This is a genomic window from Acinetobacter sp. AL9, assembly GCF_041464035.1.
Lineage (GTDB): Bacteria > Pseudomonadota > Gammaproteobacteria > Pseudomonadales > Moraxellaceae > Acinetobacter > Acinetobacter towneri.
In genome coordinates, this window is the sequence record NZ_JAYFSK010000054.1 from 1 (window position 1) to 16,300 (window position 16,300).

14 protein-coding genes are annotated in these 16,300 nt (G+C 39.5%); 9 read left to right on the forward strand and 5 right to left on the reverse strand.

Features of this window, described 5'->3' with window-relative positions; all coding sequences use genetic code 11:
* Window positions 1-127 (forward strand): zinc ribbon domain-containing protein (locus ACEO2X_RS11045; RefSeq protein ID WP_371972038.1); only part of this gene is annotated, 127 nt, incomplete at its 5' end.
* Between the two features lie 13 nt (window positions 128-140).
* Here the strand turns inward: ACEO2X_RS11045 and ACEO2X_RS11050 are convergent.
* Window positions 141-1,619 (reverse strand): NAD(P)/FAD-dependent oxidoreductase, encoded by a 1,479-nt coding sequence (locus ACEO2X_RS11050; RefSeq protein ID WP_131261473.1) that lies wholly within the window; start codon window positions 1,617-1,619, stop codon window positions 141-143.
* A 169-nt stretch (window positions 1,620-1,788) separates the two neighbouring features.
* On the opposite strand from ACEO2X_RS11050, the gene ACEO2X_RS11055 reads away from it, so the two are divergent.
* The 5 genes from ACEO2X_RS11055 (at window position 1,789) to ACEO2X_RS11075 (ending at window position 8,998) form a co-directional block, all read left to right on the forward strand.
* A complete protein-coding gene (locus tag ACEO2X_RS11055) occupies window positions 1,789-2,796 on the forward strand; it encodes an AraC family transcriptional regulator (RefSeq protein ID WP_165492532.1) in 1,008 nt (335 codons plus the stop codon).
* A gap of 89 nt (window positions 2,797-2,885) precedes the next feature.
* Window positions 2,886-4,040 (forward strand): cell division protein ZapE, encoded by a 1,155-nt coding sequence (gene zapE, locus ACEO2X_RS11060; RefSeq protein ID WP_004976758.1) that lies wholly within the window; start codon window positions 2,886-2,888, stop codon window positions 4,038-4,040.
* 358 nt (window positions 4,041-4,398) lie between these two features.
* Window positions 4,399-6,564, forward strand: a complete 2,166-nt coding sequence (locus ACEO2X_RS11065; RefSeq protein ID WP_096901411.1) for a malate synthase G — start codon at window positions 4,399-4,401, stop codon at window positions 6,562-6,564.
* Window positions 6,565-6,763: 199 nt separating this feature from the next.
* Window positions 6,764-8,206: an aldehyde dehydrogenase family protein gene (locus ACEO2X_RS11070; RefSeq protein ID WP_131261472.1), complete on the forward strand. Its 1,443-nt coding sequence runs from the start codon at window positions 6,764-6,766 to the stop codon at window positions 8,204-8,206.
* Window positions 8,207-8,320: 114 nt separating this feature from the next.
* Window positions 8,321-8,998 (forward strand): SOS response-associated peptidase family protein, encoded by a 678-nt coding sequence (locus tag ACEO2X_RS11075; protein WP_371972036.1) that lies wholly within the window; start codon window positions 8,321-8,323, stop codon window positions 8,996-8,998.
* A 54-nt stretch (window positions 8,999-9,052) separates the two neighbouring features.
* Here the strand turns inward: ACEO2X_RS11075 and ACEO2X_RS11080 are convergent, their stop codons facing one another.
* Window positions 9,053-9,517: a MarR family winged helix-turn-helix transcriptional regulator gene (locus ACEO2X_RS11080; protein WP_004976754.1), complete on the reverse strand. Its 465-nt coding sequence runs from the start codon at window positions 9,515-9,517 to the stop codon at window positions 9,053-9,055.
* Window positions 9,518-10,304: 787 nt separating this feature from the next.
* Here ACEO2X_RS11080 and ACEO2X_RS11085 point away from each other — a divergent pair.
* Window positions 10,305-11,828 (forward strand): TerC family protein, encoded by a 1,524-nt coding sequence (locus tag ACEO2X_RS11085; protein ID WP_179993850.1) that lies wholly within the window; start codon window positions 10,305-10,307, stop codon window positions 11,826-11,828.
* A 267-nt stretch (window positions 11,829-12,095) separates the two neighbouring features.
* On the opposite strand, the gene ACEO2X_RS11090 is transcribed toward ACEO2X_RS11085, so the two are convergent.
* A complete protein-coding gene (locus ACEO2X_RS11090) occupies window positions 12,096-12,956 on the reverse strand; it encodes an alpha/beta fold hydrolase (RefSeq protein WP_104851904.1) in 861 nt (286 codons plus the stop codon).
* 140 nt (window positions 12,957-13,096) lie between these two features.
* Here ACEO2X_RS11090 and ACEO2X_RS11095 point away from each other — a divergent pair, with 140 nt between their 5' ends.
* Window positions 13,097-13,549 (forward strand): hypothetical protein, encoded by a 453-nt coding sequence (locus ACEO2X_RS11095; RefSeq protein WP_371972037.1) that lies wholly within the window; start codon window positions 13,097-13,099, stop codon window positions 13,547-13,549.
* 173 nt (window positions 13,550-13,722) lie between these two features.
* Here ACEO2X_RS11095 and ACEO2X_RS11100 read toward each other — a convergent pair whose 3' ends face one another.
* Both ACEO2X_RS11100 and brnQ read right to left on the reverse strand, forming a co-directional pair.
* On the reverse strand, window positions 13,723-13,959 hold the full coding sequence (locus ACEO2X_RS11100) for a hypothetical protein (protein ID WP_004976747.1): 237 nt from the start codon (window positions 13,957-13,959) through the stop codon (window positions 13,723-13,725).
* Between the two features lie 572 nt (window positions 13,960-14,531).
* A complete protein-coding gene (brnQ, locus tag ACEO2X_RS11105) occupies window positions 14,532-15,824 on the reverse strand; it encodes a branched-chain amino acid transport system II carrier protein (RefSeq protein WP_154320787.1) in 1,293 nt (430 codons plus the stop codon).
* 366 nt (window positions 15,825-16,190) lie between these two features.
* Here brnQ and ACEO2X_RS11110 point away from each other — a divergent pair.
* On the forward strand, window positions 16,191-16,300 hold a 110-nt coding region (locus ACEO2X_RS11110), incomplete at its 3' end, for a MerR family DNA-binding transcriptional regulator (protein ID WP_317098506.1).

Genomic DNA, 16,300 nt, shown 5'->3' on the forward strand with positions numbered 1-16,300 from the left:
AGGACTTGGAATAAGAGAATGGCAGTGTGTGGAGTGCGGTACGCTCCATGATCGGGATGTAAATTCCGCACTGAATATTCTTGCGCTCGGGCATGAGCGTCTAGCAGTAGGAATCTCCGTCCTTTAGATCGGGGAGGATGTCAAGCCGCTTTACTGATTAATCTGAAATCACTCGGATGCAGCGACTTGGTTTTTAGCCAATATTTCCAAGTATAGGTTGGCCAAAGTGCAAAGTTTTTTCCACCATCTTGTTGATACCAACTTACACAGCCAGATTGCCAAACCGTGTTATTTAGCATGTCTTGCACATCGTGGTTAAATTGATCTTGTACTTGATCTTTTACTACAATTGCATTGCTCTGTGATTGTGCCACCAAATCCATCATTTGCAGAATGTAATCGACTTGTGATTCGATCATAAAAATAACCGAGTTATGCGCCAAAACTGTATTTGGCCCAAGCAACTGAAACAGGTTCGGAAAACCTTTGTGGCTAATGCCGTAATAGCTTTCTGCGCCATCTTTCCATGCCTGTTTTAATTCAACGCCATGTTCACCAATGCAGCTAAATGGCTGTAGATAGATACGCGGATCGGTAATAAAGCCTGTGCCATAAATCAGACAATCAATTTTTCGCATTTTACCATCTTTGGTGATGATGCTGTCTGCAGTCAATTCCTGTATTGCATCAGTCACTAATTCGACGTTGTCACGGTTAAAAGTTGGGAAGTATTTATTGGACACTAAAATACGTTTACATCCCATAATGTAGTCAGGCGTGAGTTTTTGTGCCAATTGTTTGTCTTTGACCTGAAAACGAATAAAGGCTTCTGCCAGTTTTTGGGTATATTTCATCACGCTAGGTTGCATGATTGGAATTGCACGTGATTCATTCGACCAATACAAACGCGCACGATGCAACTTTCTAAACCAGTCTGCTTGTTTAAACAGTTTTTTCTCAATATTCAGATATTTGCGTTCATCTCGTGGAATGACCCATGCAGCTGTACGTTGCATGACATATAACTGTTTAACTTGAGGTGCAATTTCAGGAATGTATTGAATCGCGCTGCCGCCTGTGCCAATAGATGCCACAACTTTGCTATTTAAGTTGTATTGATGATCCCATTGAGACGAGTGAAAAACCTTGCCCTGAAACTTTTCAATGCCTTTAATGTGCGGGATTTGTGGCACATGCAGTGGGCCAGAAGCAAAGACTAAATATTGGCAACTCAATTGTCTGCCATCTTTTAACGCAACATGCCATACACAGTCTTTTTCATGGTATTCGGTATGCACCACTTCGCTGTTAAATTGGCAATATTCGCGCAGATTAAACTGTTGCACCACATCTTGAATATACTGAAAAATTTCTGGTGCTTCGGCATAGCGTTTTGACCAGTCAGTTTTGGGTGCAAATGACAATGAATACAGATGCGACTGCACATCACAAGCCGCGCCAGGGTATTGATTTTCACGCCAAGTACCACCCACTTCATTAGACTTTTCTAAAATCACAAAGTTATGAATGTTGCGTTGTAGCAAACGAATCGCCATGGCTAATCCACCAAAGCCTGCGCCAATAATTGCGACTTGATAATGAGCTGCTGCATCCTGCATGAAGACATCCTTATATTTATTTTGTTTGACTTGAGTTTGTTTGAGTCAGGATAGAATAAGCCAGCATGTGGTAACATGATCGTGCTGACATAAAAATTGATATTTTCGGCAATTTCTATCTGTGGATGAATCGGGTAAAAAGGATATTCCGTTTCGCACTGTTCATTTTATGAAAAGATCCATACTTGGCTTAATGTATTTAATACAAGGCATGCGTAAAGCAGGCGTTGATGTCGATGCAAAATTGCAAAGTATCGGCTTGCGTGCAGATGCGCTGGATACCAGTTCAATTATTCATCCGAGTTTGGAATGGGATATTCTCAAAGTCATTGGTGAAGATGTAGAGCCTGAAATGGGGCTGTTTATTGGACAGCATTATGCTTTGGCAGGTTATGGTCCTTTACTGATGTTATTGGTGACCAGTCCAGATATTGCCACTGCATTAGAAAAAGGGATTCAATATCAGGGATTGACGCATTTAAGCGGGAAACTGAGTTTGCAACATAGCACGCGACATATTGCCTTGTGTTATCAACCCAATGATTTACATAGTAGTTTAGGTGTATTGCGTGCGCAGTGTGAAATTTCAGGCACGTTCAAATTTATTCAAGACCTATATAAAATGATGGGGATGAGTGCGCCACGTATTCGCATAGAATTGCCATTTGCACAGCCGCAGCAAAGTGAAGTTTTGCAAACTTTTTATGATTATTACGGTCAAGATATTGTTTTTAATCAACCCCAAGCAGCGTTTTGGTTTGATGATGCAGTTCTCACAGCGCGTATTCCATCTGCCGATGCAGTCACTTTTAGTAGTTATGAAGCCAAATGCGTGATTGAGTTAGAGCGACTTAAACTCGAAGATGATGCGCCTTCGGTGGTACAGCGCGTAAAAGATTATTTGGAATTACAACAAGGCAGTATGCCGAGCATGGCAGAAACAGCACATGCTTTGCAAATTCCTGAACGGACATTGCGCCATCAACTGCAACAATTGAACACTAGTTACAAACAAATTCGTGAAGATCTTATCAAAGATAAAGCATTGCGATTAATTGAATATCAGGAATATTCAATTGAAATGATTGCAGAGTTACTTGGTTATTCAGAGCCTGCGGCATTTAACCATGCCTTTAAACGGTGGTTTGGACAAAGTCCACGCCAATATACAAAATAGCCTAAGTATTTTGCAAACTATGCCAAAGTGCTATATCTCGTGATTCGATCTTCGTTATAATCTATTTGCCCAAATAAGTACTGATGAATATGTCTGATTTTAATTCGCCACAAACCACAGCCTTTACTCCATTATCGCCTGCGGAGCGTTATGCACAAGCGTTAGCCTCTGGACAATTTATGCCAGATGATGCGCAGGCGCAGGCTGTACACGAACTTGAGCGTGTGTGGCAGGAATTAATTCAACGCTATAAAGCATCAAAAAAAGCGTTCCGCCGTTTCCGCCGCCAAACAGCACCACAGGGTGTTTATATGTGGGGTGGTGTAGGTCGTGGTAAAACATGGCTCATGGATCAGTTTTACGACTCGATTCCATTTAGACGTAAAACACGTATGCACTTTCACCACTTTATGCAGCATGTGCATCGTGAACTGAACAAACTTTCAGGGCAGCGTAACCCGCTCGATTCTGTTGCAGACCAAATTTATAAAGATGCAGTGGTGATTTGTTTCGATGAATTTTTCGTATCTAACGTGACTGATGCGATGATTCTGAGTGACTTGTTCCAAAAATTATTCCATCGTGGCATTACTTTGGTGGCAACATCTAACATCGCCCCAGACGGTTTATATAAAAATGGTATCCATCGAGATCGTTTTATTCCAACCATTGAAATGGTTAAAAAACATTGCCAAGTGCTAAATGTCGATGCTGGTGTAGATTATCGCTTACGTGTTTTGAAACAGGCGCAATTATTTAAATCGCCTTTAACGCATGATAATCAAAACTGGATGGCACAGCGTTTCAGTGCTTTGAGTAATACACAACATTATTCTTCTGAGCCAATTATTATCAACCAACGTATTGTTGAAACAATTGCGCATACTGAAGATGTGTTGTGGTGTGAATTTTCAGAACTGTGCTTTAAACCGCGTAGTCCTGCAGACTTTATTGAAATTGCCAACATCTACAACACGGTTTTGGTGAGCAATGTACCGCATTTAACAGACTTCTTGTCTGAAGGAACACGTCGTTTTATTTATTTGGTCGATGAATTTTATGATCGTGGTGTCAAGTTATTACTGACTTCTGAAGATTCGATTATTGAAATTTATCAGGGCGAAAAACTGGCATTTGAAATTGAACGCACACGTTCACGTTTATTGGAAATGCAGTCTGATGATTACTTAAATGAAGAACATCGACAGATACAGGCCACCGAAGCCAAACATCAAATCAGTTGATCTTTTAAGCGCCTAGAACTAGGCGCTTTTTTATGATAGAAAAGATGTGACTGTTGGTTTTATCGACATTTTGTCATAAACATGGCTTAATCTTGAAGGGTTGCAATAAGACTGACGCCGATTTTTACAACAAAATCTGAACTTAAGTCTAATTTCGACATTTCAAAAACTTTATACACTGTAAAAGTGTATTTAGATGAGTAATAGTGTCGTGTTTCTGATCAGGCTTTATGATGATTGTTGTCATTCATCTTGTAATAAATGATCGTTATTTTGAAATGTGATAATACTATTCAGCTAAATATAAATCAGTATACTAGAATCTCTTGTATAAAAAGTAGCAATATCAGGAAAGACAATGACTGCACGTATTCAAAAAGGCAAGTTAGCGATTGCTAAAGAACTTTACGATTTCATCGAAAATGAAGCATTACCAGGTTCTGGTTTGGACAGTGATACATACTGGAAAAACTTTGAGCAAGTCGTTGTCGATCTTAGCCCTAAGAACAAAACATTACTCGCAAAGCGTGATGAGCTTCAGGCTAAAATTGATGAATGGCACCGCAATAATACATTTGAATTAGAAGCTTACAAAGCTTTCTTGACTGAAATTGGCTACTTATTACCAGAAGTAGAAGATTTTCAAATTACCACCGAAAATGTTGATGAAGAAATCGCATTATTGGCTGGTCCACAGCTCGTAGTACCTGTACGTAACGCACGTTATTGCTTGAACGCAGCAAACGCACGTTGGGGTTCGTTATATGACGCACTTTACGGTTTTGACGTTATTTCTGAAGAAAATGGCGCAGAAAAAGGTAAAGGCTACAACCCAGTTCGTGGTGAAAAAGTAATTGCATTCGCGAAAAACTTCTTAAATGAAACTTTCCCATTGGCGCAAGGTTCACATGCCGACGCGACTCAATATGCTGTAGAAGCAAACAAACTTGTTGTTCGCCTAAAAGATGGTTCTACAACAACTGTTGCGGATAGCTCTAAATTCGTTGGTTACAATGGCGAAGCTTCTGCACCAACTGAAATCGTACTGAAAAATAACGGCCTGCACGCAATCATCCAGATTGATGCAAACAGCCCAATTGGACAGACAGATGCAGCTGGCGTGAAAGATGTTGTGCTTGAAGCGGCTGTAACGACGATTCAAGACTTGGAAGACTCTGTTGCAGCAGTTGATGCTGAAGAAAAAGTTGAAGGCTACCGTAACTGGTTAGGCTTGATGAAAGGTACGCTTGAAGAGTCTATCGAGAAAAATGGCAAGACCATTACCCGTAAACTAAATGCTGACCGCACCTTCAAAAATGTTGAAGGCGGTGAGACCAAGGTTCATGGCCGTTCATTGATGCTGCTTCGTAACGTGGGTCACTTGATGACAAACCCGGCGATCCTTGTAGATGGCGAAGAAATTTATGAAGGCATCATGGATGCATTGGTCACTCCATTGCTTTCTGTGGCTGATATCCGTGGTGAGAACACGATCAAGAACTCACGTACCGGTTCTATGTATATCGTTAAGCCAAAAATGCACGGTCCAGAAGAAGTAGCATTTGCGGTTGAGCTGTTTGAACGTGCTGAACAAGCGCTTGGCTTACCTGCTAAAACCCTGAAAATCGGTATCATGGATGAAGAGCGTCGTACCTCTGTTAACCTGAAAAACTGTATTGCTCAGGCGAAAGACCGTACCATCTTTATTAACACCGGTTTCATGGATCGTACAGGTGATGAAATCCATACCTTCATGGAAGCAGGTCCATTTGTTCGTAAAGGCGAAATCAAAGGCCAAAAATGGTTCCCAGCTTACGAAAACCGTAACGTCATGGTAGGTCTACAAACAGGTCTACGTGGTAAAGCACAGATTGGTAAAGGCATGTGGCCAAAACCAGACATGCTGTTAGACATGTACAAAACCAAGACTGAACATCCTGAAGCAGGCGCAAGCTGTGCATGGGTTCCGTCTCCAACAGGTGCAGTGATTCACGCGATTCACTACCATCAAATTAATGTAGCAAACCGTCAGCAAGAATTGCTTGCAACTGAAGCATTGCCTTTAGATGATTTGTTAACTCCACCTCTTGCAACTGATACCAACTGGTCTGAAGAAGAGAAACTAAAAGAACTGGAAAATAACTGCCAAGGTATCTTGGGTTATGTCGTTCGTTGGGTTGATCTGGGTGTAGGTTGTTCTAAAGTTCCAGACATCAATGATGTGGGCCTGATGGAAGACCGTGCAACTTTACGTATTTCTTCTCAGCACGTTGCCAACTGGTTACGTCACGGAATTGTAACGCGTGAACAGGTTGAAGAAGTAATGCAGCGCATGGCGAAAATTGTAGATCAACAAAATGCTGATGATCCACTATACACGCCTATGTCTAACGACTTTGCTAATAACATTGCATTCCAAGCTGCATCTGACTTGATCTTCAAAGGTGGCGAGCAACCTTCTGGTTACACAGAGCCACTTTTACACGCAGCGCGTTTAAAGTTAAAAGGTTATACAGGTGATTAATCCTTTAGGATTTGATTTACTGATTGTGTAATACAAACAAATGAGCCTCTTCGGAGGCTTTTTTGTTGCCTGTATTTTGCTTATGGTTTTTTGAAAATTTTGCAGCTGAATAGTTACAGGATGTACTTGCTGCTAGAAAAACATCAAGCTGCGGAGTAGAGTGAAAGTCATATATAAAAAGTAGCGCAAGGACAAATACATGCCAGCATATCAAGATTTGAATCAACAATTTATTGGCGGCAAGTGGTCGGTTGGGACATCTACTAAAACCATTCCAAACTTGAATCCATATCATCAAACTACAATTTTTGAGATGCAGGGCGCCAGCGTGGTAGATGTTGATAGTGCCTATAGTACAGCGCAAAAAGCTTTTGATGAACAATTGATTCAATCCACAAGTCTGCGTCAATACATCATTAAGAACTTAGAGCAAGTCATTCAGCAACGACGCGAAGAAATTATCCAGTGGCTGATTGATGAGTCGGGCAGTACCCGTTTAAAAGCCAATATCGAAGTCGATGCTGCTTTAGGGATTATTCAAGAAGCTGCACAATTTCCCGAGCAAATGACCACGACGCAACTGGAAAGCAAAGATCCGAAAGTCCGTAGTGTTGTTTTGCGTAAACCTTTGGGTGTTATTGCTGTGATCAGTCCGTGGAATTTCCCTTTCCATTTGTCTATGCGTTCAGTGGTTACAGCGATTGCTTGTGGTAATAGTGTAGTGCTCAAACCTGCCAGTGATACGCCAGTCACAGGTGGAACTATACTCGGTAAACTGTTCGAAGAAGCAGACTTGCCTGCAGGCGTACTCAATGTGGTGGCGGGTGCGAGTCGTGAAATTGGTGATTACTTTGTTGAGCATGTAACTCCTAAAATGATTTCATTTACAGGCTCTACAGAAGTTGGACAGCATGTAGGGCAACTGGCCGTTGCGGGTGAGCATTTAAAACGTGTCGCCTTAGAACTCGGTGGCAATGCACCTTTAGTCATTTTGGATGATGCAGATATAGATTTGGCCGTAGAACTAACTGTGATGGGGCGCTTTTTGCATCAAGGTCAAATTTGCATGAGTACCAATCGGGTCATTGTCGATCAGTCTATTTATGCAGCCTATCTTGAAAAATTGTTAGCAAGTGTGTCGCAATTAGTAGTAGGTGATCCGAATAAAAATGACACCTTGATTGGGCCAATTATTAATGCAGAACAGGTGAAAAAGCATCAGCATATTATTCAAAAAGCACAGGCGCAGGGTGCAGAATTGGTTTATGCGGGCGGGGTTACGGGGAACTTAGTTGCACCACATGTTTTTGTGAATGTCGCTGCCGATTCAGAAATTGTACAAAATGAAAGTTTTGGACCTATTTTACCGATTCTCAAAGCAGCAGATACCGCACATGCCTTACAGTTAGCGAACGATACACGCTATGGTTTATCTGCTGCTGTATGCACTACAAATGTAGAACGCGGTGCAGAATTTGCAGCACAGTTTGATGTTGGAATGACACATATTAATGGTATTACCGTTGCCGATCATGCCAATGCACCGTTTGGTGGTGAGAAAAACTCAGGCTTAGGTCGTTTTAATGGGCGCTGGATATTTGAAGAATTTACCCGCACGCATTGGCTGACATTGCCAGCTTAACGGTAATTATTTGTCTGCGTTTTGTTTGAGTAAGAAGGAATGCGTGGGTGCGCACTTACTGTTCATGATCAAAACGCATAATATAGTGCGTGTGTCTAATCATCCAATTTGTATATGTGTGCCAATTTTAAACCAATAAGCATAGCGCAATTATCTGCATTAGGTCTGCCTGAAATTCCGTTTGAATATGCTGAAGAAGCGTATCCAAATTCGAGTGTGCCACTATTGTTTAAGTCTGAACAAGGTTTAGAGTGGCGCTCGGTGAATTTTGGCTTGATTCCCAAATGGGCGGAAGACAGAAGTATTGCGCAAAAAACCTATAATTGCCGTAACGAAACTTTATTAGAAAAACCAAGTTTTAGTGAAGCTGCTTATAAGTGTAAATTTGGCGCGATTGTTGTGTCAGAATTTTATGAATCCAAATATATAGACAGTAAACCGCAGCGTTGGGGTGTACGTCGTAAAGATGGACAGGCCTTTTTTATTGCAGCACTGTATGAAATTTGCCGTTTAAAGGATGGGCAAGGCACGGAAGAAATTGTCCGTTCTGCGAGTATGATTACCATGGACGTAATTGATCACGCGATGATGAAGGAATTTCATGAGCCTGGGCCAGTCAAACGTTCTGTTATTGTTATTCCACATGCACGTTTAGATGAATGGCTAAGTTTGAAAACACCGAACATACACAGCTTTGTGCAGGGCTTTCCTTTAGACGAGTTTGAGTGTTCACATGTACCAAAAGCAAAGATCGAAAAAGTAAGCCCCCAGCTCAATTTTTTCGATCCTTAAGTACATCTTGTGCTTATATAGGATAAGAACAGATGTGGAACAATAACGTGATGTTTAGCGTGCTAAATTATTAAAAATATGACGTAAACTTTCCATCATTTTTTCAATTTGTAGTGGAGTTAAACCATCAAATGACTGCTCTAAAACAACGCTAGTCAGATCATTAATTTTGTTGGTCATCTCATTACCTTTTTCAGTAAGCACGACACGAGTGATACGCGCATCATCATCACAAGAATAAGTTTCAACCAAACCTTCATCTTTTAAACGATAAACAATTTTAGTTGTAGTTGACATTTTTGACACCACCATGTCTGACAAATCAGACACACTCGCATGTGCTTTTGACCTTAATGCCAATAAAATACGACGGCGAGAATTATCTAAACCATACTTTTTAAGTGCCTGATCGACATTCTGTACATATTGAGCATGTACTTGTGTGACCCAATAATACGGAAATTGTTCAATATCATATTGGTCGGCGGATGGTAGAAATTTTGAATATTTCTTGGACATTGCATATTCCCTGCATTGTTTTAATTGTATTTTTGATATTTCACATTTTATGTGAAAACTCATGTGCTTAGCAAGATGCTTTCAGTGGCTAAAATTTGGTTGAAATCTGACGAAATATGATGAATCTCGATTTAGAAGCTGGCTTTGAAATGGCTATTTTTCCAAGCGCGTAGGCATTTGTTTAAGTTCAATCCATATTCATGTGTCATATCAATTAATCCTATAGAATTGTTTTAGTTTGGATTAGTTTGGATTAGTAGTGAGTTATCTGGTTTTATAAGTTGAATTATCAATTTAACCATCAACTTAGGCTGCATTTTAGTTAAAAAAATACATTTGTACACTTGGCTTTTAGGTAAAAGTGCGGGTTATTGCGTTGAATTTTGCAAAAAAATTATAAGCTTTGGTCTAATCTTTTAACAATAGTTGTTTTTTATCAATATTTTAAGTTTAGATTAAAGTGTGGGTTGGCTTACAGTTGTAATCTATGACTAATGCGTCTAAAAATACATTACAATTCATTTGACATTTTTAATCCATTCTCACGGCTTTTGTTTGGCTGTCATCGCTCTAAAAAAATTAAGAATGTGAAAAATAAAGTAAAAACCATCTTATAGATCGTACTGTTTAGTTTTATTCAAAAAAATTAAAAATTTAATTACAAATGTTCAAGATTGTGCATAATTAAGCTATCTATTGCTAAAAAGGTTACTTTTATGGATCCGTCGCCGTGCGCAGGTCTACTTTATATTTCGATTTCTACTAACTATCTCGGAGCTATGAACTAATGGAGTTTTTATTAGATCCGGGAATATGGGTTGGTTTAATTACACTTATTATTCTAGAAATCGTATTAGGTATTGATAACCTAGTCTTTATTGCAATTCTTGCAGAAAAATTACCCCCAGAACAGCGTGATAAAGCCCGTGTGATTGGCTTATCTTTAGCGTTGTTTATGCGTTTAGGATTGTTATTTGCAATCTCTTGGTTGGTTACTTTAACCGAACCGTTAATTACCTTATTTGAAAAAACCTTTTCAGGGCGTGACCTCATTCTCTTGGGTGGCGGTTTGTTCCTCGTCTATAAGGCGGTAGGAGAGTTGCATGAGAAGATGGAAGGCAAACCCGAAGTCAAAGTCACGACCAATGTGGTTTATGCAAGTTTTGCCGCAGTTGTAGCACAAATTGTTGTTCTAGATGCAGTTTTCTCTTTAGACTCAGTCATTACCGCAATTGGCATGGTCGACAACATCTATGTGATGATGGTTGCCATGGTGGTTGCAATGTTGGTGATGTTACTTGCATCTAAGCCATTAACTGCTTTTGTGAACCGTCATCCAACAGTGGTGATTTTGTGTTTAAGCTTCTTACTATTAATTGGTATCAGCTTGATTGCAGAAGGTTTTGGCTTCCATATCCCTAAAGGTTATATCTATTCGGGTATTGGTGTTGCGATTGCTATTGAAGCGTTTAACCAATTTGGTCAGCGCAATGTTGCAAAACATGAAGCAAAAATTCCGTTACGTCACCGTACTGCAGATTCAATTTTAAAATTGATGGGGGGGCGAGTTGAAACCAGTAGCCCTGATTTGCATAACGAAGCGCAAGAAGCGTTTGCAGATGAAGAACGCTACATGATTGGTGGTGTCTTGACCTTGGCAGAGCGTTCAGTCGCATCAATTATGACGCCACGTAGCCAAATTTCATGGGTCGATATTGAAGATTCACCTGAACAAATCCGCGAACAGATTCTATCTGTACCACACAGCTTATTCCCAGTGTGTCGTGGTAGTTTAGATAAAGTCATTAGTATTGTACGTGCCAAAGAGTTGTTGGATGTATTGGACGAAGAAGAAGAGCTTAAAGCTTTAATTAAACGTCAGCGTCCAATTTACATTTTTGAAAAAATGAAAGTGATTGATGCGATCAATACGTTACGTACCTCTAAAGGTTCTTTGGTTTTAGTCAGCGATGAGTTTGGTAATGTTCAAGGTTTGATTTCACCGCTTGATGTGTTTGAAGCGATTGCAGGTGAATTCCCTGATGCAGACGAACAGTTAGATTTGGTTAAAACCAATGAAAACGAATGGAAAGCAACAGGTATGCTGGATTTATACCAGCTTGAACTTGAACTGGGTATGATGGATCTGATTGAAGAAGATGCAGGCTACATTAGCGTTGCAGGTTTGATTTTAGATAAAACCCAAGGTGAAGTTCAGGTCGGCACGCAGTTGGATTATCAAGGTGTGCACTTTGAAGTGACAGAACTTGATGGTAACCGTATTAAAACTGTGATGATTCGCTTACTCTAATTACTAAGCTTTGAATTAAATCACTCAAAAAGCTCTACCGAAATGGTGGAGCTTTTTTATGGTGTAATAAAAAGATTGTGATGTTTCATCCTGAAAATGTGTATCAGCGATAAGTCTGGATTTTAAAAGCTGAACATGAAATGTGGCATGGAATAGAAAAAAAGAAACAACCAAACAGGATTACAAATTTGGTTGCTTAAACAGGGAAAAGAAAAAGCGAGAAACTAAAACAAATGTTTAATTTGTATGTGACTTCGCCACTAAAAATTAAACTGCCAATTGATTTTCAATCACATTCCATAAATTTCGATGTGACTTTTTAAACATCGCCATATGCCCAATGGCTTTATGCTGATAACGCTTTGGTTTAAGTTCAATCATATTAGTCGATGCATGGGGATAGAGACGGAGTAAATCTTTCACATTGGCTTCGGTGGCAATCTCATCATCCGAACTCCAAATAGCAGTAATCGGGCAACGAATTTTATCGTGATAATGCTGTGAAACTGTTTTGCCTATAGCATTGATGACATAGCCGGGTTTGCTGCAAAATTGTGCCCATTGTTGGGCCACATTTTTAGGTAGGTTTTCGCCCATGCCAATTGCATTGGTTGGGCCATAACCATGTGTGATTCTGGCAAGTGGAAAAATAACTTTAAACATCACAGGGGCAAGTAGGCGAGTACGACCTTTTAAACCTTTTGTGTGGCCTGTAGAGCCTGAAACAGCTACGACTTTTGCCACTTTATGATATTCAGGATTAATCCCCAGTAATTGTCCGCCTGCGCTGTGTCCCAATAAAACCACTTGTTCAGCTTGCGTTTTTTGCAGCAAAGTATTTACTGCTGCAGGAATATCTAACTGCCCCCAATCAACAATACTGGCTTCACATTGTTTCAATGGTTCGTGTAACGAATCACCAATACCACGAAAATCAAAACACAGCACAGCATAGCCTTGTTCATTTAGCCATGTGGCAAAAGCGTGATAAAAATTCTTGGTAATGCCTGTCGCGGGACAAATCAAGACGGGTAGACGCTGTGCTTGTGTATATTGATTTGGATAATAACGGGCAGCGAGGGCATAACCATCTGCACATATAATATTTAAGCTTTCAAATGTGCTCATAATGTTTTAAGGATGATGAGAATAAAGTTACTTTACACGAGTTCCAAAAAGAAACTTGTATTTATTCTGACTCTAAAGTCAAGCTTAGTAGTCTGCGAGTGTAGTTAAATAGCCACACGAAAAATAAAAGAGTGTTAAACATGGAAAGTTTATCTTTGGCAGTGCGCCTTGCGATTATTTTCAGTGGAATATTTTTGTGGGTGGGGATGCTTACAGGCGTGTGGAAATATTGGCAAATTCGTGCTTCTGCCCAAGCGCGTGCTCATTATTATGTGGATATCGCACATCGCAGTAGTTTGTTATATGCACCTGCAAGTTTAATTTTAGCGGTCTTGGCTTATTTTTGTATTTGGGATGCCACTGTAATTTTAATTTGTGTGATTCTAAATTTAGTATTTTTTAGCTTTTCTATTCTGAGTTATATCTTGCATGGATTGCTTAAAGATAACACTAATCAATTTAAACAACCGCATCAAATTGCAGCATGGACATTGCCAAGTTGGTGCATGAGTTTGGCGATGCTGTTATTGATTGTGGCTGAATTGGGTGGGACTAGTGTGTTATTGCTTGGCGCAATCTATGGATTGTTGTAATTCTAATTGCTCAGTTTAATTTTTTCTTGGTAGCCCGTAGAAGATTTTGAGATTTTTGCTGTAGATCAGGAATGATGATTAGAATCTACTTTTTGAGTTTGGCGGCAGAGGAGTGATCCATCTGCCGCAAAGTGAAAGCGAAAAAGCTAAAATGAGTGGGTGCTAGGGTAAGATTAATGAACTTCTACGTTTTTATGTTCACGAAACTTTTGGTCAATGGATGTCCAAATCGCAAAGGCTATACATACCAATAAGGCATATAAAAAATAGGTTGGTTTCAAGTTGCCTTGAATTGAGCCTTGGAGCAATAGGGTCAGCATCAGTGCAAAAGTGGTGCTTAAAAAAGTAACTAGATTTTGGTTAGCCTTCAGAGCGTTAATGAAGACTTGCGTATTGAAATGTGAAAACATCTCCATCCCTCCTTGTTATAAATCACTAAAATCAGAGCATTTTAGTCAGATTGGTTTTATTGTTCTACCTTGTTTAGCAAACTATTTCAAGCCCTTATAGTCATATTTTGATAAAAAACATCATTTTCATATGAAATACTACTATTTGTTATCATTTATTTACAAAATAATAAAAAGTAGTGTGTTTTTTAAGCCATTTAAATACGATTTCAATCGTACTTGCATATTTTATGCCAGCTAATTTTGAGGGCGACTATACGACTTTAGCGTTAATTTGAGCTCTGCTTAAAATGGGTGAATGATTTATTTTGTTTTAGTTTTTTATTGAAAATATTTTAATTTCATTTGTTTATTTATACCAAATAATTATTTGGGTTGCTATTATCATGACTGATAAATTGCCTTAAAAAGAGGCAGTTTTAGCACAAGAAACAATAAGTGCGGGTTTGGGTAAAACCTGACAATTATTGTCTAACTTAAATTCGTATTTGGATAAAACACGACTTTAATACAATACAGCTCGAAAATAGAGCATGACTTGAAAAAATAGCCGAGCTCGAAGTCCGTACTGGCTATTTTTTCATTCGATCATGAATTGTAGCGAATACAAAAATCAGTAATGCAGGAATCAACCAAGCGAGGTTTTGTTCACTCAGGGGAAAATTGGTCAGTGTGGTTGGCAAGAATCTAGCTAAGTCTGCGGCCTTCATTGCATCAATGATGCCAAAGAGCAATGCAACTGCGGCAGTAGGTGCAATCACGCGGGTTGGAATACGGAATAATCCCCAGAAAAAGCTGAGTAGAATGACCACAATTGCAGGTGGATAAATCGCGCTTAAAATAGGCACTGAAACTGCAATGAGTTTGGTGAGTCCAAGATTGGAAATAACAAAGGCAAAGCCCACTAAAATAAATACCCAACGGCGATAATGAATTTTAGTAATTTGCTCAAAATATCCAGCACATGCGCATGTCAGTCCAATTGCCGTAACCATGCAGGCAATAAAAATCATTGCAGCTAAAAATACCGAGCCAAATCCGCCAAAAGCATGTTGCACATAGGCATGTAAAATGACTGCACCATTACTGGCATTGGCGGCAACATCGTGACTGCCCATCCCCAGTTTAAATAGGCTTAGATAAACTAAAGTTAAACCGATCCCTGAAATTAAACTTGCCCATACCGCATAGCGGGTGATGAGTTTTTTATCAGTTACGCCACGTGAACGAATCGCATTAATAATCACAATCCCGAATACCAATGCACCTAAGGTATCCATAGTGAGATAACCGTTAATAAAGCCTTCAGATACAGGACTGTTCACATAATTGTGAATGGCAGGTGAAATTGTACCTGTCGGAATAATAAATGCAGTGATGCCTAAAATTAGTAATGACAGAATTTTAAGCGGGGAAAGTACATAGCCCACTGTATCTAAAATTTTGTGTGGATACAGTGAAACTAACATCACCAAGGCAAAATAGATGGCGCTATAAATGAATAAGGTGCTCGCGGAATCGCCAAAATAGGCAGAGAAACCAATTTCATAAGATACGGTAGCGGTACGTGGTGTGGCGAAAAGCGGGCCAACCGCTAAATAACAGACGACTGTTAAAATTAAGCTCGCGATTTTGCCTAAAGGCGAACTTAAAATTTGTATAGAACCTTCGACACGTGACAACGCCATAATGGTAATCACGGGTAAGCCAACTGCGGTAATGAGAAAACCGAGCGCAGCAAGCCAGACGTGTTCGCCCGCTTGCTGTGCCACGATAGGTGGGAAAATAATATTACCTGCACCAATAAACAGCGCAAAGGTCATAAAACCCAAGGCAATAATATCCCGTGTGCGTAAATTCGTCATGGGAGAGAAATAAGATGTAAACAAAAGAAAGCGATTTTAGTAGATCGAGCTATGATTTTCTAATTTATTTTATAGGTCATATGAATATTTTTTATGATATGTGTTTGTAGGCTATTTTAATCTTCACTATAAAAATTAAATAACTTACTGTTTATCTGATGTATTTTTGAAAAATGCTGATCCCACATAGTATAGATGGCTTATCTAGTATAAGTTTTGGTTGCTATTTTAAATGCGCAGTTCTTAAACAAAACTGTTGGTCGCATGACGATGGATACTTGTTTGGCAGCTTGAGCTGATTTTACAAGCCGAAAGGGTTAATAACTGCTAGTTGAAATCTACCTATTTATATATTATTATATACAAATGAGTAGATATGTTAGTATTGGCGTTGCAGCTAAAACACTGGGTGTTTCCATCCAAACCCTAAGAAGATGGGATGAGGAAGGCACTTTAGTCGCAGATAGAACCCCAAA